The organism is Paenibacillus sp. YYML68 (genome assembly GCF_027923405.1).
Classification (GTDB): domain Bacteria; phylum Bacillota; class Bacilli; order Paenibacillales; family NBRC-103111; genus Paenibacillus_G.
In genome coordinates, this window is sequence record NZ_BQYI01000001.1 from 1,933,175 (window position 1) to 1,953,665 (window position 20,491).

Sequence of the window (20,491 nt, forward strand, 5' to 3'; positions counted from 1 at the left end):
TCGTGTCTTACATGAGACTCCTCTTATCCGTTGACGATCAGCAGCACCGTCATCGCGACGATGACACCACCGACTGCCGAGCCTATCCAGATGATCAGCTTTTTATTCGGCTCATCCTTCGCTTTGCGCTTTGTGTAAGGAGAAATTTTTGGCTTGGACATTGTGATCCACCCTTTCCTTTGAGAGGTTATAAGCATATATTAACATATTGTAACCGTTTTAGTAGGAGGAAGTTGATGGGCTGTCCCCTTTATTTTTCCGGCGTAAAGCGATACACTGTCATCTAGAGACTTATTCGAATTAACGAACTGCAAGTACGGACGGAAGAGGGAGACACGCATGTTGTATAAGAAGATTGCAAAGCCCGTGCTGTTCCGCATGGACCCGGAAAAAGCGCATCACCTGATGATTGATCTTATGTATACGCTCGGTAACGTGCCAGGCGGCCGCCAAACGCTGAAGGCGATGTGGGGCGTCGGCTCGTATCCGGAGCTGGAGACGGAGGTTGTCGGCATCCGCTTCCCGAATCCCGTAGGACTCGCCGCTGGACTCGATAAGAACGGTAAGGCAGTGCCCGGCTTCTCAAGCATCGGCTTCGGCTTCATGGAGGTCGGGACGATCACGCCTCAGCCGCAGGAGGGTAATCCGCTGCCGCGCTTGTTCCGCCTGCCTGAAGACGGGGCGCTGATCAATCGCATGGGCTTCAATAACGTCGGAGTCGAGGGCATGAAGCGCAACCTGCGCAGTCAAGGCAGCCGCACCATTCCACTGGCTATTAATATTGGTAAAAATAAATCGACGCCGAACGAGGAAGCCGAGAACGATTACCGCCTCTGCATCCAGGCGCTGTACGGCTACGGCGACTTCTTCGTTGTGAATATCAGCTCGCCGAATACGCCTGATCTGCGTCAGCTGCAGCATGGAGACGACCTGTCGAGACTGCTGGCGGCGGTCAAGGATGAGATACGCGTGCAGCATGCGCAGTTCGGCGGCAAGGAGAAGCCGGTACTCGTGAAGATCGCTCCAGACTTGACGCCGGAGGAGACCGAATATACGGTGGCGACGATCGTGCGTAGCGGCGTGTCCGGCATCATCGTCTCGAACACGACGATTGGGCGTGATGGGCTTGCGCACCCGAATCGAGGCGAAGCAGGGGGCTTGAGCGGCAGACCGCTGACGTCGAAGTCGACGGAGCTTATTCGCAGTGTGTATAAGCTGACGGAGGGCAACGTTCCGATCATCGGCTCGGGGGGCATTTTCACCGCGGAGGACGCATATGAAAAAATACGGGCCGGGGCCAGCTTGGTCGAGGTATATACGGCGCTTATTTATGAAGGTCCCCCGCTGCTGAAGCAGATCAATCAAGGGCTGCGCAAGCTGCTGAAGAAGGACGGCTTCAAGCATATTTCGGAGGCGGTCGGCTCGGAGCATCGAGGTTAAGTCTAGGGAGGATCGCATATGGATGGTCGTGACTGGAAGAAGTTTCTCATCCCATACGAGCAAGCGGTAGAGGAGCTGAAGGTAAAGTTCAAGACGCTCCGCTCGGAGCTGAAGACGCGGGAGCAATATTCGCCGATTGAATTCGTTACCGGACGCGTGAAGCGAATTTCCAGCATATTGGAGAAGGCGAAGCGGTTAAGCGTGCCGATGGAGCAGCTCGAAACAGGCATTGAGGATATTGCCGGCATCCGCATTATGTGCCAATTCGTGGAGGACATCGAGCGTCTGGCCGAAATTATTCGTGCGCGCGAGGATATGACCGTGCTGTACGTGAAGGATTATATTAATAATAAGAAGCCGAGCGGGTATCGCAGCTACCATATTATCGTCGAATTCCCTGTGCAGACGGCGCTTGGCATGAAGCGGGTACTTGCGGAGATTCAGCTGCGGACGCTGGCTATGAATTTCTGGGCAACGATTGAGCATTCATTGAATTATAAATATCGTCAGAGCTTGCCGGAAGAAGTCGTCAACCGGTTAAGCAAGGCAGCGGAGGCGGCCTATCTGCTCGATCAAGAGATGAGCAGCATTCGCCATGAGATTATGGAGGCGCAGGAGCTGTTCGAGGATATGTCGAACATCGTGAACAAGCTCATGGACGGCATTCAGCAGCTCTACTTCTACCATCGCGTGCGCGAGGCGGCGCACTTCCAGCTTCGCTTCAACGAGCTGTGGGATTCGAACGATGTATGGCTGCTGAAGGAGCTGTCCAATCAGGTTGACGAGGCGATCAGCCGGGCGAAAAAAAGTACGTAGTCGTGATCCGCGGCGCTAAGAGTGCGTAGAGGAAGGAGCAAACGTTGTGGCTTCCCAGTACGATCGGTTGTATGTGCTGTTCGTCTATTATTTCAACGTGGAGCGGGATTACTTCGAGTGTCACGAGGTGATGGAGGAGCTGTGGCTGGAGGAGGGCCGGGATACACTGTATCAAGGCCTTCTGCAGGTCGCAGTCGGCCTCTACCATTACCGGAACGGTAATAACGGGGGAGCGGTCAAGCTGATGACGGCGGCGCTGGAGAAGCTGGAGGGGCAGCCTGACGACGTGCTGGGCATCGACCTGAAGCGCTTGCGCGAGGACAGCCGCATCTATCTGGATAAGCTGCATCGGCTTGCGGAGGAGCCGTTCGCGTTCTACGATCTCGATATTCGTATCCTAGACGCGGAGCTGTCGGCGCTTGTGGAGGAGCTGAAGCTGCATCCGCCGAGTCCGCACGAGGAGGAATAAGCAGAGCCGAGCCCCTTGATGGGACTCGGCTTGTTCGTGTTGTGGGTTTTGAGATTGGATTATAGAGGAGGAGAGTAAGGAATGAAGCGCAGTATGAACGAGCGAAAAACCGCCGTATTATTCGTCTGCCTTGGCAACATCTGCCGTTCGCCGATGGCGGAGGCGGTGTTCCGCAATGTCGTGTGTGAGGCGGGACTAGAGGACCGTATTCGGATCGATTCGGCCGGGACAGGCAACTGGCATGTCGGCAAGCCGCCTCATGAAGGGACGCGTGATATCTTGCAGCGTAACGGCATCTCGTGCGACGGACAGCGGGCGAGACAAGTGTCTGTGGACGATTTTAAGGAGTTCGATTATATCATCGCGATGGATACGCAGAACGAAGCGGATCTACGCCGCTTGCAGGGTGCAGAAGCGGGCTCGGCACAGCTGCTTCGTCTATTGGAGCTGCTGCCTGCTCGGGCATTGCGGGACGTGCCGGACCCTTATTTCACAGGCAACTTCGAGGAAGTGTATGAGATGGTGACGGAAGGCTGTCTCGCGCTGCTAGAGCGGATACGGGACGATTGGCGGCGGGAGGGGTAACAGGGAACTAACGTTCTATCTTTTGTTGTCAAGTTGTGGTAAACTACTAGAGTACAATTGAATCTTGGGTGGGCATGGTTTCCCTTCGAAAGGAGGTGAGACCATGGAGTTGAAAGATGCAATTACCATCATGATCTTATTCGCAACATTTATCCTAGCTCTTTTAACATACATCGGGAATAACTACAAGAGAAAGTAAAAACCCACCCCAAGGTTTCACGGCCGAAGGTGGGTTTTATTACTTCCAAAGACTTAGAAGGGAATAAACCATCCAAGCCAATTGTATAACCGAGTGTTTGCGGCACTCGGTTTTTCTTAAATTTAATAATAGCATATCTTCATAACGCTGAAAACCCGTAAATCGGTTGCTGACAGGTTTTTTGCTTGCTGTGGGCTAAAGATTACGACTTGTGCTTCTTAATGAAGCTCTCGAGTCCGGCTTTCTCTTGGGCACCGACGAGACGCTCGACTTCCTTGCCTTCCTTGTAGTAGATGAGCGTTGGCGTGTATTGGATGCTGTAGCGGCTCCAGCCGTCCTTGAACTCCTCGAGGTTGAACTGCTTGATGTCTGCGCCAAGCTCCTGAGCGAGCGGTGTCAGGATCGGTGTCGTCACCTTGCAATGCGAGCATGTGGAGGCGAAGTAGTACAGGAAGAAGCTTTCCTTCGCGGCGAGCTTCTTGTCCAGCTCTGCAGGCAGGATGATGTTCTGGTAGTTCGGGTCGTCAAGCAGCTTGACGGTCTCGACATGCAGCTTGTCCGGCGCGATGCCGTACACGTTGTCGGCATGCTTGCCGTACTTGGCGTTGTTCGACTGCTGGTTCAACACATACAGCACGCCGAACAGAACGACGATGATGGATAAGTAGATCGCGAGCTTTTTCAAAATCGTCCCCTCTTTCATGATATAGATATGATGGCCGTCAACCGTCAGCCTTTGCTTACGCAGCCAGCGGCACCTTCTACTATTTTAACGCATATCGGGTGGAATTACGAACCTTGCTGTGGTTGCGGCTTCCAGCGGTTCGCAGTACAATGTTACGAAGAGAAGGAACAGGCTGGAGGGTTGCTTGACCGAATGAAGACGACATTACGATTAGACAAGCTGCTTGCGCACTCGGGCTTCGGTACGCGCAGCGAGATCAAGCTGCTCGTGAAGCGCGGGGCGATCACGGTGAATGGCAAGCCGATCAAGGACAGCGGATTGCAGGTCCATCCCGAGCGCGATGATATACAGGTAGAAGGCGAGAAGGTGCGGTACCGGGAGTTCGTCTATTTGATGCTGAACAAGCCTCAGGGCGTCGTATCCGCAACGGAGGATAACCGTGACCGGACGGTGATCGATCTGGTGGATGCGGAGTATGCGCACTTTGAGCTTTTTCCTGTTGGGAGATTGGATAAGGATACGGAAGGGCTGCTGCTGCTGACGAACGATGGCAAGCTCGCGCACAACCTACTGTCGCCGCGCAAGCACGTCCCGAAGACGTACTATGCGAAGGTGGAGGGCGCGGTCAATGAACGAGATCAGGAGGCGTTCCGCGCTGGCGTGACGCTGGACGATGGGTACGAGACGATGCCTGCGGAGCTGCGTATCTTGCTGAAGGGGGATCCGTCGGCAGGCCTGCTATCGGAGATCGAGCTGACGATTATGGAGGGTAAGTTCCATCAGGTGAAACGGATGTTCGAGGCGGTCGGCAAGAAGGTCGTCTTCCTGAAGCGTCTGTCGATGGGACCGCTGAAGCTGGACCCGGAGCTGTCGACAGGCGAGTGCCGGGAGTTGATGGAGGAGGAGCTGCAGCAGCTGCAGGCGCATGGGAGCGGGAGCGAATAGCGGCAGCACCTGCTGCTATACGAACATCATACGGGGAGTGGGGAAGCCGATGAACTATCGTTTAATCGCATTGGATGTGGACGGCACGCTGCTGAACGACGAGCATGAGCTGTCCGAGATGACGATCCGCACGCTGCATGCGGTTCACGCGGCTGGGCTGCGCATCGTGCTCTGTACGGGACGCGGGCCTGGGAACGCGATTCCGATCTTCGAGGAGATCGGTCTTGAGGGCGTACTGATCACGCATAACGGAGCGTCAACGGTACAGTCGCCGGGAGCTGGGGTGCTGCATGAGTATGCTTTTGCGATGCGGGAGCTGGAGGCAGTTGTTCGGTATTGCCGTGAGCGTGGCGTGCACTTCGACGTGAACACGTCCTGGAAGCTGTATGTGGAGAAGGTGGCAGCTCCCGTCGCGCTGATGTACGAGCAGTTCCTCATCGAGCCTGTGCAGGTCGACGATGTGCTTGCGATGTCGGAGCCTGTTGTGAAGTTCACGATGTTCGGAGAGGCCGAGCAGATGGATCGAGTGGAGGCGGACCTGAGAGGCGAAGCGCTGGAGCTTCCGAATTCGTTCCATTATATACGCAGCGGCGAGCAGTTCATCGATATGATGCTGAGTACGGTGTCGAAGGGGCATGCCTTGGAGCGGCTGGCTTCCTCCTGGGGCATTGAGCGGGAGCAGATCATCGCGATGGGCAACTATTATAATGATGTGGACATGCTGCAGTTCGCCGGACTCGGCATTGCGATGGACAACTCGCCGGAGGGCGTGAAGGCGGCCGCTGACGAGGTGACGCTCTCGAATAATGAGCACGGCGTGCATGCCGCTCTCGTCAAGCACGTACTCGCTCCGCTTCATGCTGCGGGGCTTGGGCAGTAGCACTAGGCGTACATCGATACACGCAGGCTCGGGACGACAGATCCCGGGTCTTTTTTCTCTGGCTAGCCGTCGGTTCAATAGAAAATACGAGATTACGCGGAGCTCGCGCATACTTTAGCTGGAAGGAAGGACATGCTAAGAGCGCATAGGTTTATGAGCTTTACAACCATTTTCCCAAGGGAGGGACTCGAATGAACAGCGTAATGTTGAGGCCGGATCTGAAGACGGCGGGCGGAGAAGTGTGTGATGTGGTGTACAAAAACCGGTTTGTAGGCACGTTGACAATGGTGTACCGGGAGTCCTCCCGCGTGGCCGGTTCTTTGCAGCTTGAGCAAGAGGTGCTGTCCAAGTCGGATAAAGAGCTCGTGTTCGAGGCGGTGCATGAGTATGTGCAGTCGTTCGTCGATGCAATCGGGGCGAAGGACTGTGAGATTATGGTCACCTACAGCAGCTACGACCATGTGATCGCTACGGAGCAGACGAAGGCGTTCCATAATGACAGCTTCGGTGTGACGACCGGTGCGAATGAGGATTTCGAATACGATACGGATTGGGTCGATACGGATTCCCGTCTGGAGGACGAATCCCCGCTGGAGCGTGACGACTACTCGATGGGTGATTACGAGCTTGTCGTTGCGGGAGAGGCCGAGGATGCGGTCGAATACCAGATTTATGATAAGGAAGAAAATTTGCTCGCCGAAGCGTTCCTCACGATGGAGGGCCGCGACGTATTCGGTACGGTCGATTGGCTCGTTGAGCCGAGTGACCGCGAGCTGGATGTTATCGCCGACCTGATCGTGCTAGACCTCGATGAGGACGAGATCGACACGTTCGTTATTCATATGGTGTACGATAACGATATTATCGAGACGATTGAGCTGACGCACGAGGACTTGCTCGATAACGAGGACGAGTCCGTACAGGTGTTCTCCGAGAGCGAGCTGACTAAGCACGATTACATGATCTCCATGTGCCGCGATGACGGCGATGTGCTGACGTATGAAATTTACCAAGCATCTCGTGGCAGTCTTCCAATCGGCATTGCGACGATCGATATTAGCCAGCGCCAGCTGACAGGCTTCATCGACTTCCGCGAGCCGGGCGAGGAGAGCGACCGTGAGCTGATCGCGACGCTGCTGATGGAGGAGCTGGACAAGGAGAAGGATTACGAAACCCTCAATCTGTCCATGATGCACCGCAACCGGCTGATCGAGGAAGTGCTGTTCGAGACGGAGCAGGTGCATTAGGTGCTTGGTGGAGTTGTGAGAAGGTAATCGTGACGAGTAAAAAGGTAAGCTCCCTGAACCGCTTATGGCTTATGCGGCAGGGAGCTGCTTGGCGTTGTGGAGCTACTGAATGGAAGGCAGATGTGCAGCGCGTACAGGAACCTCGGTGCTCTCTGTTGTGCCGTTGGCGAGCTGGTCAGACACATTGGAGCCCCATGACCAAAGCACACCGTGATGGTCAATAGCCATATTGTGGGCTGGCTGTACGCTGATGTCCATAATATTCCGAAGCTCATCCACCTGCCGTGGCTGCATAGGGTACGATTCATCGGGGGACATGTTCGGACAGTCGTTTATTGTGCAGTACATTGTTCTTCCCCACGTCCAGACAGTCCCGTCCTTTGTCAGAGCGAGTGTCGTACGTCCATTCGTATGAATCGTCTCTACATCTGTAATTCCTTCATACTGAACAGGCTTGATGTTGGAGAGGCTTGGCATCCCCTCGGTTCCTCTTGGGTTCTCTCCCCACGTCCACACGGTGCCGTCCTTCTTCATGGCATAGAAGACATCTGAGTCGCCTTGCGACAGCTTGACGATATCCGTTAGGCCCTTAATTTGCGTTAGCTCCCTATGCAGGGATGCTCCGTAGGATTCATGCCGTACCCATACCGTGCCATCCTCCTGAATAACGTGTAGATAGTTGTGACCAGCTGAGATGTCCACCGCTTTCCTCTCTAATGGTAGCTTCACTGGCTCGGAGGTCTTTAAATTCACTTGACCTAATTCAGGATAAAGGTAATTCCACATCCATACATTACCATCTTTATCTAGCGCCATGTTGATGAAGTGTGTGGAAGAGATTTTGGTAATATCCTTGAGTCCTGTAATCTGCAGGGCACCATAACTGAAGTAATCGGGATTCGAAGGCCAGCCTGTCATGAAATCGATCTTGGATGAGTCGTGCCTCCAGACGGTCCCGTTCTGCTTGAGCATGAGCTTATCTCCGCGGCTGTAGTGATAAGATGCCGCGTCCTTGAAGGCTGATGCGCGAACAGGCTTAACACCTGCCGGTTCTGTGCCTTTTGGTGACCAGACCCAGATCTCGCCCTTGCTGTTATAAGCGGAGCATTGGTATTCCGTTAAGCTCAGGCGATAGCTCTTATCCGGCTTCGGCTCGTCATTTGCTTGTTGTGCAGGATTGGCGGCAAAGCTGGGAAGGCTTAAGGAGACCGCCAGCAAGGTAGTTAGGCTCGCTAGCAGCACAAGCTTTCCATGACGAGATCGTACATTAGTCGTTTTCATCGTACACCTCTTTCATATGGATTAATTTACATTTATTAGACGGCGGTCAAAAGGAAAAGTTGTGGAAAAAAAGAAAAATTATGCTGCAACCTTAATCGTGCTGCAAGCGTCTATATGGAGATAGATGGAGGATGGAGTTAATCTATGGATGTAATTAGAACTAGAACACTTCGTGAAAGGATGTTCGATACGACATGCGCAAATATGCGGATGGCTGGTTTATCGTATTCGCTGTATATATCGCTACCTATTTTGCATCAGGGCAACTATTCGCGATAGTGACAGGAACACCGCCTGATCGCGGAGGAGCCATGTCTTCTGTCATGATGGGAGTGTGTCAAATTATCATTCCATATGTAGCAGGCGGTTGGTACGCGCGGGAGGTGTTCCGCCGAGAAGGGCGTCCCCTAATGAGCGCCTTGATCATCAGTGTCGTGCCTGCTGTATGCGAGAGGCTGCTGCTCGTAGGCATTGGAGCATGGCTCACGGTGTTGGGTGTGTACGGCGCAGGACAGACGAGCTTGACGATGGAGCGTGTTTTTGACTTGATTCAGACTGAGGCGCTTCCTTACTTCACTCCCGAGTACATCATCTGGGGACTTGTAGTGAGCGTCCCGGTCTGTATGGTGACAGCAGCTATGGTTAGACGGACGCAAGAGGTGACGAGCTCGTAACCGCCTCGGCAAGCTTGGATTGGAAGGTTTCGAGCGCAAGTCGGAGGACAAAGGAGTGGTTTTTATCACGTTTTCTTTCATTGCATTGCTCATTCAGCTCGTATACATAGCGCTCGTTATTTTTGTCATTTACTTCATGCTGAAGGTTCTGGAGTATATGAAGGACAGACAGCGAGCTGATGACAGTATCCGCACGAAGCTGAATCAGATCATTGACCTGCTGGAGAAGAAGGATAAGACCTGATGCGCAACGAGGCTAGGTGCTGGAGCTGAGGCTTGTTCGAGTAAGATGCTTCTATCCGGCTGGATGTGGAAAAAGAGGCGTCCGCCCACGGCAGACGCCTCTTCGACATGCACGTACCCTAGTGCCAGCGCAATCCCTTCGGGTAATGGTTCTTCACCTGCTGGCCAATCTGCTTGCCCCAGCCGAGCGCGAAGCCGCCGGCTGTGACGAGTACCCAGCCGCTGCCGGAGCTAGCGGCTTCGAGCGTCTCGCCGCGCAGGTAGCGCTCGGCCTGCGGCGGGTCAAGCTCGACCGCGGGCGCGAGAGCTGCCAGCGCCGCGTCCATCGCAAGCGCGAGCGCATGAGCAGGCTCCGCGCGGTCCTTCTTGAGCTCGGCCAGGTGCAGGCCCGGCCGCAGCACCTTCAGGCCGTGCAGCGAGTCGCTGCGCAGGCTGCCTTGCTCGCCCGCGGGCAGCCAGTACAGCTGCTCGCCGAACAGCAGCGGCTCGCCGGGGCCGAGCATCGCGAAGAGCCGCTGCGTGAACGATTCGCCGCCGAGCGTGTCGGCGAATTGCGCGAACAGCTTCATCGCGTCATCCTCGGGCTTGGAGCCGCGGCGGCCTTTGGGCGCTGCGGCTCCCTTGCGCGCACGACCGCGACCCGCAGCAACGGGCGACTGCCGATCCTCCTGCGCCGCCAGCAGATGGCGGCCTGCTGTCGCGTTCAGCGACTGCTGTACCGCGATCGTCTCGTGAGTCGCTCCAGCTTCCGCCGCATCGAGTCCCTCGCTATCCGCCTCGCCTCTCAAGCGCAGCACGGCGACGAAGTGGCCTTCCCCGCGGTGCAGGTGCGGCCATATGCGCTCCGTCCTCACCAGCTCGAGCGCCGGGTATGCCGCCAGCAGCGCCTCAACCGTTCGCTCGTTCTCCTGCTCGTTGAACGTGCATGTGGAGTAAGCGAGCGTTCCCCCTACCTTGAGCATATGCACAGCCGAATGCAGGATGTCGAGCTGCCTGGCTGCGCACATCTCGACGTGGGCCGGCGACCATTCGCGGATCGCGTCCGGGTCCTTACGGAACATCCCTTCGCCGGAGCACGGGGCGTCGACCATAATTTTATCGAAGAAGCGCGGGAAGCGACTCTCCAGCTGTGGCGGCGACGCGTTGACGACGACGGCGTTAGTGCCGCCCATTCGCTCGACGTTCTCGGACAGACTGCGGGCGCGAACAGGGTGAATCTCGTTCGAGATCAGCAGTCCGCGTCCGTGGAGCTTGTCGAGAATGTGTGTCGACTTGCCGCCGGGCGCAGCCGCGAGGTCCAGCACCGTATCGCCGGGCTCCGGTGCGAGCAGCTCGACAGCTGACATGGCCGACGGCTCTTGGATATAATAGAGTCCTGCGGCATGATACGGCTGCTTGCCGGGTCTGGCGTCCTCCCGGTAGTAGTAGCCGGACCTGCACCAAGGCACAGGCTCCAGTCCGAGCTTCTCGGTGAGCGCTGCGAGCAACTCCTCACGGGCTTCCGCTCCTAGCTCGGACAGCTTGCGTGTATGGAAGCGCAGCCCCTGCGTCCGCGGGGCGGTGTAGGCGTTCAGGAATCGCTCGGCCTCGCAGCCGAGCAGCGAGCGCATCTGCGCGGTATAGCTTTCGGGTAATACGATCGTCACGACGCTCGGCCGCTCCTTCCTCTCTCATTTTTCATAGAATCCATTATGGAGCATCCGATGTATCCTTGCAATCTCCTAATAAGCTCAGAGCAATGGATGGTGTGCATGACGGGCTGGCACATTTTCTTATTGAGAGAGTTCAAGTCTGCATGATATAATGGTATGATGTTCTGAGATAAAGGAGGGACGCTGAGGTGGAATACGATTTTCCTCGTAAAGTGCAACGGTTCGGCGAAGACATCCAGATGGAACAATTGAAATATCACGACAAGGAAGTGCTCGTATCCAAGGAGTTTACCTTCGACAGCGCCCACCATCTGCATTGCTATGAAGGTAAATGCAAGAGCCTTCACGGGCATACGTACAAGCTGCAGGTCGTCATGCGGGGCAAGGTGGACGAGCGCGGGCTGACCATTGATTTTGCTGATATTAAACGGATCGCGAAGGAACGCGTTATCGATAAATTGGATCATCGCTACTTGAACGAGGTGCTGCCTCCGATGAATACGACGGCGGAGAACATGGTCGTCTGGATGTATGAGGAGCTGTCGGACGCGCTGCGTGCCGAAGGGCTGTACCCGGCGGTCAAGCTCGAAGAGGTGCGTCTGTGGGAGACACCGACGAGCTATGCAGCGGTGACGGCTGCTCTGATGGGGGAGGCGTAGCATGAGCGAAGTAAGCACTCCGCTATCCGCGGAGCTGAAGCAGATCAAGCTGCCGATGGTGGAAATTTTCGAAACGGTGGAGGGAGAAGGCACACGTGCCGGCTTTCCGACCGTTTTTGTTCGTCTGTTCGGCTGCAACCTGCGCTGCACCTGGTGCGACACGACGTACAGCTATCCGCCTGCGGAGGCGGAGCTCGTGCTGACGATTGACCAGATCGTTCGGCAAGCGGGTACATACCGCTCCAGACATCTCTGTCTGACAGGCGGTGAGCCGCTGCTGTACGGGGATCGTTCGGCTGCTCTGATTGAGGCGCTGGCGGCTACGGGTCGTTATGATGATATTCATATCGAGACGAACGGTGCGATAGATCTCGCCCCATTCCTCGCTCGTATCGACGCGCCAGCCGTGCGGTATATTATGGATTACAAGCTGCCGGATTCGGGTGAGGAGGACAAGATGCTCGTCTCGAACTTGGCGCTGCTGCGCAGTCAGGATGAGCTGAAGTTCGTTATCGGCAGCGATCGTGACTTCGAGCGGGCGGTCGAGGTGCTGGAGCACCATCCGACGAAGGCGCTGCCGATGTTCAGCCCGGTATGGGAGACGATGCCTCCTGTGAAGCTCGTCGAGCGGATGCTGGAGCGGGGCTTGTCTCATGTGAAGCTGAACATGCAGCTGCATAAGATCATATGGGACCCGGCGGCGCGAGGTGTGTAATGAGGTGCTGTGGCTAGAGGAAAGTACGGAAGGATGAGCGTAAAGTGACGAAGAAGGCCGTTGTTATATTGAGCGGAGGCTTAGATAGTACGACATGTATGGGTATCGCACAGGATTGCGGGTACGAGGTGTACCCGATTACGTTCGATTACGGACAGCGTCAGCTGCGAGAGATCGAGAACGCCCGCAGCGTAGCGTCATTCTACGGTGCGGCGGACCGGCATAAGGTCATTTCGCTCGCGTTCCTGAAGGAGTTCGGCGGCAGTGCGTTGACGGACTTGTCCATCGACGTGCCGCCAGCGGGAGTTAGCGGAACCGCCTCCGATATTCCGGTGACGTATGTGCCGGGGCGCAACCTGCTGTTCCTGTCGATTGCGACCTCGTACGCGGAGGTGATCGGCGCCGAGGCGATCTATATCGGCGTTAATGCGCTCGACTACAGCGGCTATCCGGACTGCCGTCCGGAATTTATCCGCAAGGTCGAGGAAGTGATGGCGCTGGCGACGCGTGTCGGCGTAGAGGGCGTGCCGATTCGGATCGAGACGCCGCTTATTCATTGGACGAAGGCGGAGATCATTCGCGAGGGCGAGCGCCTCGGCGTGCCGTACGGCTTGACGACGTCGTGCTACAACGGTCAGGACGAGGCTTGCGGCGAGTGCGATAGCTGCCGTCTGCGGCTGAAGGGCTTCGAGGCGGCTGGTCTGAGCGATCCGATCGCCTACCGTGGCGGCGAAGAGTAGCAGCTATAAGCGTGAGCTGAGCAAACCATAGGAACGTGCCGAAGTGCATCAGCCTTACGTACGGTTGATCAGTAACGATAAGCGTGCGATGAGCAGCAACGATAGCAGCAAGAAGAAGTCCGAGGTCAGCGGTGTGCTGTCTATCGGACTTTTTGTGCGGAGTGGCTAGCGAGTCGGAATGATGCGGGCGCACGTATGGAGCAGCTGGAGCATGAGCTGGTAGCTCGTTCCAGGTGAGGAAATCTCATTCACGGTCCCTGTAAGATAGAGGCGGTGCTCTGGGCTGTAGAAGGCGAACGCGCCGGATAGTCCCGAATGGCCGAGCAGCTCGGGCGCAGGCTGGAACGGCGACATGAAGCGCGGCAGCTTGAAGCGGGCGAGGCCGACGCCGTATTCGAGCGGGAAGAAGATACGGTTCCACTGGTAGAGCGTCGCAAGAAGGTCCAGCGGGAACAGCTTACCCTCGAAGAACGCCCGCAGGAACACCATACATTCCTCTGCCGTCGATATGATGCTGCCGTCCGCGCCGAACGAGGTCATCGCGTGCGGGATTTGCAGCGGCTTTGCCTTGTAATGCATCGGGGCAGGCGTACGATCCGACGGATCGGTGTACATGTAGGTGTGGGTCAGCTGTAGCGGCTCGAAGATGAGCTCGCGCATCGCTTCTCCGATGGGCTTGCCGGTCACCACTTCGACAATGCGGCCGAGCAGCTGGAAGTTCGTGTCCGTGTAGAGCGCCTTCCCCTTCGTCCCCGGTGCAAAATGCGGCGTCATCGTCTTCGACCACGTGATCGCCTGCTCGAACGTCCAGCCTGAATCGTCCCCAGCCGTCAGTCGAGCCTGAAGCGGTCGCCCATTGGGATGACGATGCTGGAAGTAATCGGGTAAGCCGGACGTGTGCGAGAGCAGGTGAGTGATCGTCAGCTCCTGTGAGTAGTCGACGCCCTTGTACTGATGCAGCCCCTGCATCGTCTCGGCGTCTACATACACAGTGATCCGCTCATGCAGGCCGATGCGGCCCTGTGCGCTTAATTGCAGCACCATCGCAGAGGTGTACAGCTTCGTCGTGCTGGCGATGAAGTAAGGCGAGTCCGGCTGCAGCGGCTCTGTCGCACCCGTCCAGACCCAATCGCTATCGTGCGCTTCGATGCGGATGATGGTACCTTGCTTGCGGCGGCCTGTCAGCTTGTGAAGCTGCTTGTTCAGTTTATCATTTAATTGTTCATGTCCAATGGATAGCTCGGTCATGCTTGCACCTCCTAGTGACTCCGCGGCTGTTCGAGGGTCATGCGATTGACATGGGAGTAGTTATGTATGATTATACGTGTGGACTGGCAAGCGGCATACATGCAGGAGCGATTTTACGAAAACTATACATAAAAGAGTCTGTACGGGAGGAACTGTGATGGAGGACTTGAACTGGGTCATCTTGAAGGAGCTGTATACGCATCAGAACATGACGAAGGCCGCCGAAAGTCTGTACATCTCGCAGCCCGCACTGACGAACCGATTGCGGCAGATGGAGAAGGAATTCGGGGTGCAGATCGTACACAGAGGCCGCAGGGGCGTTCATTTCACGCCGGAGGGCGAATATTTGGCCAGATGCGCCGATGAGATGATCACCCGCATGCGTACGATCAAGGAGCAGGTGCTGAATATGAACGACCGTGTCGTCGGCACGCTGCGTCTTGCGGTGACGAATCTGATCACGCGCAAGAAGCTCCCGAAGCTGCTGAAGCTGTTCAAGCATCAATACCCCGACGTTGAATTCAAGGTGATGACTGGCTGGAGCAAGGATGTGTTCCATCAGGTGTACAACCAGGAGGTGCACGTCGGCATCGTACGTGGCGATTACGCATGGGCGGATCAGAAGCATCTGCTGTTCGAGGAGAAGGTGTGCATCGCCTCCAGCGAGCCGCTGGAGATGGGGGAGCTGCCGAGCCAGCCGCGTATCGACTACCAGACAGACCCGTTGTTCAAGTCGTTCATCGATCAATGGTGGTCCGAGAACTACACGGTGCCGCCGCGCGTCGGCATGGAGGTCGACAAGGCAGAGACGTGCAAGGAGATGCTGCTGAACGGGCTCGGCTATGCGATTCTGCCGCATACCGTCATCGAGGATGCGGAGGCGTTGTACACGGAGGTGCTTCTCGATACGTCTGGCGAGCCAATCGTACGCCGCACATGGCTGTATTACCATGAAGAGATGCTGGAGCTGAACATCGTCCGCACGTTCGTCGAATTCGTGAAGCAGCTGGACTTGCAGGAGGGGCTGTAGCGCAGCAGGAGCCATTCGCTGAGCGTATGGCTGGCCATTCATAATCGATATTTCCGCATGTGCTTCGCTCTCCGCTACAATAAGGACACAACGAGCTGCGCCCTTCGCGCAGATGGAGAGTGAGCCTTCATGACGACAATTCGAGCGATCTTCCTTATTGCATTAAGCTTTCATACGATGGTGAACTTGACCAGACCGCTCATCCCACTGTATGCGACCGAGCTTGGCGCGGGTACGATGGAGGTCGGCTTCCTGACCGCGGCGTATGCGGTGCTGCCGCTCCTGCTGGCGATCAGCGCTGGTAAGCTCGCTGACCTCGTCGGCGACCGGGTGCCGATCATCCTCGGCGCGGTTGGCCTCGCGATCGGGCTCGGGCTGCCTTACCTGTACCCTTCCATCGTGTCGCTGTATGCGTCTCAAGGCTTCGTCGGCATCTCACACATCCTCATCACCATCTCGCTGCAAAATGTGCTCGGCCACGCGGCAACGAAGGAGACGCGCGATCACGTGTTCGGGATGTTCAGCATGTTCGTGGCGATCGGAGCGTTCCTCGGTCCGGTGCTGGGCGGATATTTGGCCGAGTATATGTCGTATCGGTTCGCCTTCCTCGTGTCGACACTCCTAAGCGTCATGCCGCTCGCACTGGCGTTCCTCGTGCCGATGAACGTGCGCAGCAAGAGCCCTGAAGTCAATGCAGCTGCAGTAGAGGCGAAGCATACACAGGGTCAGGCACATCCAGAACAACCGAGCTCTGATGCACCCGTAGGCAAAAGCCCGCTGCAGCTGCTCCGGCTGCCCGAGCTCCGCAAGGCGCTCGCCTCGAGCGCGCTTGTGCTATATTCCCGGGACATCTTCGTCGCCTATTTCCCACTATTCGCAGTCGGGCTCGGCATCTCCGACTCCAGCATCGGCTGGATTATCGCGGTGCAAGGGCTCGCGATGATGCTCGTCAGACTGCTGCTCGGACGTATGACCGTCGCTTACGGGCGGGAGCGGGTGCTGCTCGCCTCGATCTGCGTAGCAGGCTTCGCGTTCCTGCTCGTGCCGATAGCAGGCCACGTGTACGCCCTCGGGCTGTTAAGCGCCCTGATGGGGCTGGGACTTGGCTGTGGTCAGCCGCTGTCGATGACGACGACGTACAACGCATCGCCGAAGTCGAGAACGGGCGAGGTGCTCGGGCTGCGGCTTGCGTGCAACCGACTGTCGCAGCTCGTCGCTCCGGTGTTCTTCGGGCTTGTCGGCAACGCGGTAGGCTTATTGTCGGTCTTCTATGTGAGTGGCGCGTTCCTGCTCGGCGGGGCGTTATTGACACGCTCCAAGCCCGAGGAGAAGTCGATGAACGGCTCACAGTACCGTATATGAAAAAAAGAGCGCCCGCTACAGCGATAGCGGACGCTCTTGGGTCTGTATGGCTCTACGTTGCGGACGAATAAGCACGAAATAACATACGAGCGATCCGAGTCCGGATACCGCAATCACGAGACCGAGGGGCACTGCCGTATGCTCGCCGCCAAGCCCGACTAGCGGCGACGTGAGCGCGCCGAACAGCAGCGACAGGACGCCGAGCAGCGCGGCTGCGCTGCCTGCGGTCTTGCCCTTGCTCTGCAGCGCCAGCGAAGAGCTGGTCGGGCCGACGATGCCGACGCTCGACACGATCAGGAAGCAGGCCGCTGTAACGACGTATAGCGGTGCGTGCAGCAGCAGGGAGGCGAGCAGCAGAACACCTCCGCTCGCGGCGATGACGTAGCCGGTTACGAGCAGCTTCAGCTCGCTGAATCGACCAACGAGCCGCCCGGTCAGCTGCGAGGCCAGTATGAAGCCGATACCGTTGAAGGCGAAGATGTAGCTGTACATTTGCGCGGACACGCCGTATACGTTCTGTAGCATGAATGACGAGCCGGACAAGTAGGCGAACAGCGCAGCGGTCACGAAGCCGGAGGACAAGGCGTAGCCGATGAACTCGCGATCGCGCAGCAGCTCTCCGAACGTGCGTACGGTATGGAGAAGTCCAGCCTGCGAGCGCTTCTCAGGAGGCAGCGTCTCCTTCAGACCGAACAGCACAGCAGTCAGCATGACGATTCCAACGCCGGACAATACGTAGAATATTCCGTGCCAAGTGGTGTAGAGCAGCAGCTGGCCTCCGATAAGCGGCGCGATGATCGGGCCTGCTCCGTTAACCAGCATCAGCAGGGTGAAGAACCGTGTCAGCTCCTTACCCGAAAACAGGTCCCGCACGATTGCCCTCGCTACAACGATCCCTGCAGCGCCGGACAGCCCCTGCAGCGTTCGCAGCACGATGAGCGAGCCGATGCTGGTGCTCAGCGCGCACAGCAGCGAGCTGATCGCATAGACGGTGAGTCCGACGATGATCGGAGCGCGTCGTCCGCGCACGTCGCTGATCGGACCGGCCAGCAGCTGGCCTAGCGCGAGGCCGAGTAGGTAGAACGTCAAGCTGAGCTGGACGGCGGAGGCCGACGTCTCGAAGTCGCTCGTGATCGCAGGTAGCGCGGGCAAGTACATATCGACGGTGAGCGGCCCCATCATTCCGAGCGAGCCGAGAATAGCGACGAGCACTGCTTTAGCGGGCATCGCCTTCCTAGCTGCAAGAGGCTGCACGTCGCGTTCCTCTAGCAAGGTGTTCTTGATGCTCACAGCAAGCTCCTCCTTGATTTTTCCATTTAATAGGCATGAGTCACGACTTGGAATCAACCTCCTTATTGTAGCAGACCTGTATGACTGAGGCTACATGGTGCAAAAGTTCATCGCTCCGACACACTTTAGAGCCGCTGAGCCAAGTATAATGAAGATAGAGTAACGCTTGTACCGGATAGCTAGCAAGTGGGTCAAATAAGTTAGCAACGAATTCATTCACGATAGGAGGCGTACATGATGACGTATAAGACACCGGTAGGCAGGCTGCGCTATATTGGCCTGTATGAAGGTATTTCGTATCTCGTGCTGCTGTTCATCGCAATGCCGCTTAAGTATTGGGCTGGAATCCCCGAGGCGGTCGCTCTTGTTGGTGCGCTTCACGGCTTCCTGTTCGTGCTGTTTCTACTGGCCGTCGCCCATGTCATGCTCGCTCGCCGCTGGTCGATTGTGTGGGGAATGCTCGCGGTGATCGCTTCACTGGTGCCGTTCGGCACGTTCGTGCTGGACCGCAGGCTGCGGGATGAGAAATAATGGAGGGCAGCCCGCTCTAGCGCTGGCTGCAGCAAGGTACTGTGGAGCAGTCTGCTCCTGACACCACTCTTATCAACACAAACATAAAGAGCATCCAACGAAATATCGAGCATATAAAAGCAGAAGATCGCCCTACCCGGCTAGCTTAGCCAGGTGGTTGGCGATCTTCTTGACGTTCTGATGCTTTCATCTATATACCATCTGGAAATTATAGTATAATGAAAGGAGGGTAACTATGGATATTTGCGGGGGTATTGCTATGAAAATACGTCGATCATCAGATATTGAAAAGGCGATGAAGAATGCAGATTGTTCGTTAAAAGTCGAAGGTCTTCATGTTACAGATGATGAGAATGAACTTATTCGTAAAAAGCTGCGCGGCGAAATTTCGCATGCTGGGTTTCTGCGTCGTGCTCTCAAGCTTGCTAAGTCATGAGTTCCAAATATGAGTATCCTGGAACGGATGTCTTAATTAAATATCTCCCGCATTCGAGATGTGGAAGAGTTGAAACGATTTGAGCGTGTGGTTTCTAAGGAATGGTTATCAGAGTTAGAACTCCGGCCACTACCAGCAACCAGAAACGACGAAGGAAGTTTACTTTCGAGACGGTCAGTATATGGCTGGCCGCCATAGGTTTTTATGAAATTGAGAAACGGCATGTACCCAATGAAATCATTCAGCTACGCCATAAGATGGTTCCGGCTACGGTCAAGAAAATTGAACCAGGGCAAGGAGAGGCTGACGATCCACATGTCGGCAGCCTTTACGTAACTAGATATTTACTGATATTTAACCTCTTAACATAGATAGGCAGCGCTTTATCTCAGGATGAGGACTTACTTTTTTTAAGTATCCTTCTGAAGGGAATGTTGACTAGTAAAAAATATATTGGGAAAATGACGATCCCTACAGCATTTATAACGACAATTTTGATTAACTATGAATCTTCTCTAATAGCATCAGTAGTGTTGTAACCATACAATAAATAAATAATCCAAATCATAACTAGAATGAATCCTGCTATATTTAACTTGTTCATTTCGGAACTCCGTTCTTAACGTTAGAAAGGGGGGTTAATGAACCCTCTTCAACATTCAAAAATTATTGAGTTTCTTCAAGTACCCAGAACAACCCGGCCCTTTCAAAATCACTTGTAGTAATTTTCGTAACAAAGATCTGGGCTTCATTAGCAAGCTGTTTCAATTCAGCTCCCGTTGAACGGCCTTCAATTTGTGTAAGCCCATTGAAATCAAAGTCCTTAAATGTAGAAATTGATTTAATCACTTCATCATTATCATAAGTCCAAGCAGGGCAAGGATTCAGGCTGTGATTGGCTCTGCGAAAGTTGAGCTATTATGATTTTGTAAACGGAACATCGATGAATTAAGACTCATATTGTCTGGAATTTATAGTTTCGATACTAATATCAATCTCGTAGTTCGGATACTCACTTATACGGCAGAGAATCTCCGACTTTTTGTTTTTTGCAATGTGAGCTTACTTGCTCACACTTATTCTAAAGATAATAAGTGAATGGATGTGGTTGAGCCTTGAGTCCGAATAAATTACGCTCTATAGCTGGTGCAACCTTCATTGTGACGGTAGCCTTGTTTTGTATTGATGGTCTGTTTATTCATTACCGTCAATTTCTTGATGGCATAGGAATCAAGTCAACCTTCATTCTTCCACCAATAGGGCTAGTGGCAGTGTATTTCGCACAAAGAAAAGCACATACTAAGACTGATACCACACTTATCATACTCAATATACTTGCTTTCTTGTTGCGCCCCCTATACATA

The 20,491-nt window shown here is 55.2% G+C and carries 25 protein-coding genes; 18 read left to right on the top strand and 7 right to left on the bottom strand.

Features of this window, described 5'->3' with window-relative positions:
- Window positions 1-23: 23 nt before the first annotated feature.
- On the bottom strand, window positions 24-161 hold the full coding sequence (locus PAE68_RS08795; protein ID WP_281886095.1) for a hypothetical protein: 138 nt from the start codon (window positions 159-161) through the stop codon (window positions 24-26).
- A 178-nt stretch (window positions 162-339) separates the two neighbouring features.
- Here PAE68_RS08795 and PAE68_RS08800 point away from each other — a divergent pair, with 178 nt between their 5' ends.
- The 5 genes from PAE68_RS08800 to PAE68_RS08820 all read left to right on the top strand — a co-directional run bounded on the left by PAE68_RS08800 (window position 340) and on the right by PAE68_RS08820 (window position 3,509).
- Window positions 340-1,440, top strand: a complete 1,101-nt coding sequence (locus PAE68_RS08800; RefSeq protein WP_281886097.1) for a quinone-dependent dihydroorotate dehydrogenase — start codon at window positions 340-342, stop codon at window positions 1,438-1,440.
- Between the two features lie 18 nt (window positions 1,441-1,458).
- Window positions 1,459-2,256 (top strand): GTP diphosphokinase, encoded by a 798-nt coding sequence (gene yjbM / locus PAE68_RS08805; RefSeq protein WP_281886099.1) that lies wholly within the window; start codon window positions 1,459-1,461, stop codon window positions 2,254-2,256.
- Between the two features lie 46 nt (window positions 2,257-2,302).
- Window positions 2,303-2,725 carry a DUF309 domain-containing protein gene (locus PAE68_RS08810; protein ID WP_281886101.1) on the top strand — a complete coding sequence of 141 codons (423 nt, stop codon included), beginning with the start codon at window positions 2,303-2,305 and terminating at the stop codon, window positions 2,723-2,725.
- Window positions 2,726-2,806: 81 nt separating this feature from the next.
- Window positions 2,807-3,310 carry a low molecular weight protein-tyrosine-phosphatase gene (locus PAE68_RS08815; protein WP_281886103.1) on the top strand — a complete coding sequence of 168 codons (504 nt, stop codon included), beginning with the start codon at window positions 2,807-2,809 and terminating at the stop codon, window positions 3,308-3,310.
- A 103-nt stretch (window positions 3,311-3,413) separates the two neighbouring features.
- On the top strand, window positions 3,414-3,509 hold the full coding sequence (locus tag PAE68_RS08820; RefSeq protein WP_309299318.1) for a putative holin-like toxin: 96 nt from the start codon (window positions 3,414-3,416) through the stop codon (window positions 3,507-3,509).
- 202 nt (window positions 3,510-3,711) lie between these two features.
- Here PAE68_RS08820 and PAE68_RS08825 read toward each other — a convergent pair whose 3' ends face one another.
- Window positions 3,712-4,194: a thioredoxin family protein gene (locus PAE68_RS08825; protein WP_281886105.1), complete on the bottom strand. Its 483-nt coding sequence runs from the start codon at window positions 4,192-4,194 to the stop codon at window positions 3,712-3,714.
- Between the two features lie 192 nt (window positions 4,195-4,386).
- On the opposite strand from PAE68_RS08825, the gene PAE68_RS08830 reads away from it, so the two are divergent.
- From PAE68_RS08830 to PAE68_RS08840, 3 genes are all read left to right on the top strand, one after another.
- Entirely contained in the window at window positions 4,387-5,139 is a 753-nt protein-coding gene (locus PAE68_RS08830) for a pseudouridine synthase (protein ID WP_281886107.1), read from the top strand.
- Between the two features lie 49 nt (window positions 5,140-5,188).
- Window positions 5,189-6,019 carry a Cof-type HAD-IIB family hydrolase gene (locus PAE68_RS08835; RefSeq protein ID WP_281886109.1) on the top strand — a complete coding sequence of 277 codons (831 nt, stop codon included), beginning with the start codon at window positions 5,189-5,191 and terminating at the stop codon, window positions 6,017-6,019.
- A 191-nt stretch (window positions 6,020-6,210) separates the two neighbouring features.
- Entirely contained in the window at window positions 6,211-7,266 is a 1,056-nt protein-coding gene (locus tag PAE68_RS08840) for a hypothetical protein (RefSeq protein WP_281886111.1), read from the top strand.
- A gap of 102 nt (window positions 7,267-7,368) precedes the next feature.
- Here PAE68_RS08840 and PAE68_RS08845 read toward each other — a convergent pair whose 3' ends face one another.
- The gene (locus tag PAE68_RS08845; RefSeq protein WP_281886113.1) at window positions 7,369-8,547 is read right to left on the bottom strand and encodes an RCC1 domain-containing protein; all 1,179 of its coding nucleotides are present in this window, start codon (window positions 8,545-8,547) and stop codon (window positions 7,369-7,371) included.
- A gap of 194 nt (window positions 8,548-8,741) precedes the next feature.
- Here PAE68_RS08845 and PAE68_RS08850 point away from each other — a divergent pair, with 194 nt between their 5' ends.
- The gene (locus tag PAE68_RS08850; RefSeq protein ID WP_281886115.1) at window positions 8,742-9,221 is read left to right on the top strand and encodes a hypothetical protein; all 480 of its coding nucleotides are present in this window, start codon (window positions 8,742-8,744) and stop codon (window positions 9,219-9,221) included.
- A 55-nt stretch (window positions 9,222-9,276) separates the two neighbouring features.
- Window positions 9,277-9,465 (top strand): hypothetical protein, encoded by a 189-nt coding sequence (locus tag PAE68_RS08855; protein WP_281886117.1) that lies wholly within the window; start codon window positions 9,277-9,279, stop codon window positions 9,463-9,465.
- Window positions 9,466-9,583: 118 nt separating this feature from the next.
- On the opposite strand, the gene PAE68_RS08860 is transcribed toward PAE68_RS08855, so the two are convergent.
- Window positions 9,584-11,110 carry an RsmB/NOP family class I SAM-dependent RNA methyltransferase gene (locus PAE68_RS08860; RefSeq protein ID WP_281886119.1) on the bottom strand — a complete coding sequence of 509 codons (1,527 nt, stop codon included), beginning with the start codon at window positions 11,108-11,110 and terminating at the stop codon, window positions 9,584-9,586.
- A 194-nt stretch (window positions 11,111-11,304) separates the two neighbouring features.
- On the opposite strand from PAE68_RS08860, the gene queD reads away from it, so the two are divergent.
- From queD to PAE68_RS08880, 4 genes are read left to right on the top strand one after another with little or no spacing between them, the layout of a single operon-like run.
- The gene (queD, locus tag PAE68_RS08865) at window positions 11,305-11,775 is read left to right on the top strand and encodes a 6-carboxytetrahydropterin synthase QueD (protein ID WP_281886121.1); all 471 of its coding nucleotides are present in this window, start codon (window positions 11,305-11,307) and stop codon (window positions 11,773-11,775) included.
- A 1-nt stretch (window position 11,776) separates the two neighbouring features.
- Complete coding sequence (locus tag PAE68_RS08870) at window positions 11,777-12,490, top strand: 7-carboxy-7-deazaguanine synthase QueE (RefSeq protein ID WP_281886123.1); 714 nt, start codon at window positions 11,777-11,779, stop codon at window positions 12,488-12,490.
- A 44-nt stretch (window positions 12,491-12,534) separates the two neighbouring features.
- Complete coding sequence (queC, locus tag PAE68_RS08875; protein ID WP_281886125.1) at window positions 12,535-13,230, top strand: 7-cyano-7-deazaguanine synthase QueC; 696 nt, start codon at window positions 12,535-12,537, stop codon at window positions 13,228-13,230.
- A 43-nt stretch (window positions 13,231-13,273) separates the two neighbouring features.
- Complete coding sequence (locus PAE68_RS08880; RefSeq protein WP_281886127.1) at window positions 13,274-13,399, top strand: hypothetical protein; 126 nt, start codon at window positions 13,274-13,276, stop codon at window positions 13,397-13,399.
- On the opposite strand, the gene PAE68_RS08885 is transcribed toward PAE68_RS08880, so the two are convergent.
- Window positions 13,396-14,478 carry a serine hydrolase domain-containing protein gene (locus tag PAE68_RS08885; protein ID WP_281886129.1) on the bottom strand — a complete coding sequence of 361 codons (1,083 nt, stop codon included), beginning with the start codon at window positions 14,476-14,478 and terminating at the stop codon, window positions 13,396-13,398. The two genes, PAE68_RS08880 and PAE68_RS08885, sit on opposite strands and share 4 nt — an antisense overlap.
- 157 nt (window positions 14,479-14,635) lie before the next feature.
- Between PAE68_RS08885 and PAE68_RS08890 the strand changes: the two genes are divergently transcribed.
- Together PAE68_RS08890 and PAE68_RS08895 are read left to right on the top strand one after the other, a co-directional pair.
- Window positions 14,636-15,508 (top strand): LysR family transcriptional regulator, encoded by an 873-nt coding sequence (locus tag PAE68_RS08890; RefSeq protein ID WP_281886131.1) that lies wholly within the window; start codon window positions 14,636-14,638, stop codon window positions 15,506-15,508.
- A 129-nt stretch (window positions 15,509-15,637) separates the two neighbouring features.
- A complete protein-coding gene (locus PAE68_RS08895) occupies window positions 15,638-16,870 on the top strand; it encodes an MFS transporter (RefSeq protein ID WP_281886133.1) in 1,233 nt (410 codons plus the stop codon).
- 15 nt (window positions 16,871-16,885) lie between these two features.
- Here the strand turns inward: PAE68_RS08895 and PAE68_RS08900 are convergent, their stop codons facing one another.
- Window positions 16,886-18,097, bottom strand: coding sequence for a Bcr/CflA family multidrug efflux MFS transporter (locus PAE68_RS08900; protein WP_397379428.1), 1,212 nt, complete (start codon window positions 18,095-18,097; stop codon window positions 16,886-16,888).
- A gap of 300 nt (window positions 18,098-18,397) precedes the next feature.
- On the opposite strand from PAE68_RS08900, the gene PAE68_RS08905 reads away from it, so the two are divergent.
- Both PAE68_RS08905 and PAE68_RS08910 read left to right on the top strand, forming a co-directional pair.
- Window positions 18,398-18,691 (top strand): DUF3817 domain-containing protein, encoded by a 294-nt coding sequence (locus PAE68_RS08905; protein WP_281890979.1) that lies wholly within the window; start codon window positions 18,398-18,400, stop codon window positions 18,689-18,691.
- Window positions 18,692-18,926: 235 nt separating this feature from the next.
- Window positions 18,927-19,127, top strand: coding sequence for a hypothetical protein (locus tag PAE68_RS08910; RefSeq protein WP_281886137.1), 201 nt, complete (start codon window positions 18,927-18,929; stop codon window positions 19,125-19,127).
- 666 nt (window positions 19,128-19,793) lie between these two features.
- Here the strand turns inward: PAE68_RS08910 and PAE68_RS08915 are convergent.
- Window positions 19,794-19,976: a hypothetical protein gene (locus tag PAE68_RS08915; protein ID WP_281886139.1), complete on the bottom strand. Its 183-nt coding sequence runs from the start codon at window positions 19,974-19,976 to the stop codon at window positions 19,794-19,796.
- Window positions 19,977-20,491 lie beyond the last annotated feature (515 nt).

Bases quoted from the DNA above. Each gene is read 5' to 3' on its own strand.
- PAE68_RS08850 (WP_281886115.1), top strand. From the start codon at position 8,742: ATGCGCAAATATGCGGATGGCTGGTTTATCGTATTCGCTGTATATATC.
- PAE68_RS08895 (WP_281886133.1), top strand. From the start codon at position 15,638: ATGACGACAATTCGAGCGATCTTCCTTATTGCATTAAGCTTTCATACG.
- PAE68_RS08835 (WP_281886109.1), top strand. From the start codon at position 5,189: ATGAACTATCGTTTAATCGCATTGGATGTGGACGGCACGCTGCTGAAC.
- PAE68_RS08870 (WP_281886123.1), top strand. From the start codon at position 11,777: ATGAGCGAAGTAAGCACTCCGCTATCCGCGGAGCTGAAGCAGATCAAG.
- PAE68_RS08815 (WP_281886103.1), top strand. From the start codon at position 2,807: ATGAAGCGCAGTATGAACGAGCGAAAAACCGCCGTATTATTCGTCTGC.
- PAE68_RS08820 (WP_309299318.1), top strand. From the start codon at position 3,414: ATGGAGTTGAAAGATGCAATTACCATCATGATCTTATTCGCAACATTT.
- PAE68_RS08830 (WP_281886107.1), top strand. From the start codon at position 4,387: ATGAAGACGACATTACGATTAGACAAGCTGCTTGCGCACTCGGGCTTC.
- PAE68_RS08890 (WP_281886131.1), top strand. From the start codon at position 14,636: ATGGAGGACTTGAACTGGGTCATCTTGAAGGAGCTGTATACGCATCAG.
- PAE68_RS08795 (WP_281886095.1), bottom strand. From the start codon at position 161: ATGTCCAAGCCAAAAATTTCTCCTTACACAAAGCGCAAAGCGAAGGAT.
- PAE68_RS08900 (WP_397379428.1), bottom strand. From the start codon at position 18,097: ATGCCCGCTAAAGCAGTGCTCGTCGCTATTCTCGGCTCGCTCGGAATG.
- PAE68_RS08845 (WP_281886113.1), bottom strand. From the start codon at position 8,547: ATGAAAACGACTAATGTACGATCTCGTCATGGAAAGCTTGTGCTGCTA.
- PAE68_RS08910 (WP_281886137.1), top strand. From the start codon at position 18,927: ATGGATATTTGCGGGGGTATTGCTATGAAAATACGTCGATCATCAGAT.
- PAE68_RS08885 (WP_281886129.1), bottom strand. From the start codon at position 14,478: ATGACCGAGCTATCCATTGGACATGAACAATTAAATGATAAACTGAAC.
- PAE68_RS08905 (WP_281890979.1), top strand. From the start codon at position 18,398: ATGACGTATAAGACACCGGTAGGCAGGCTGCGCTATATTGGCCTGTAT.
- PAE68_RS08840 (WP_281886111.1), top strand. From the start codon at position 6,211: ATGAACAGCGTAATGTTGAGGCCGGATCTGAAGACGGCGGGCGGAGAA.
- PAE68_RS08800 (WP_281886097.1), top strand. From the start codon at position 340: ATGTTGTATAAGAAGATTGCAAAGCCCGTGCTGTTCCGCATGGACCCG.
- yjbM (WP_281886099.1), top strand. From the start codon at position 1,459: ATGGATGGTCGTGACTGGAAGAAGTTTCTCATCCCATACGAGCAAGCG.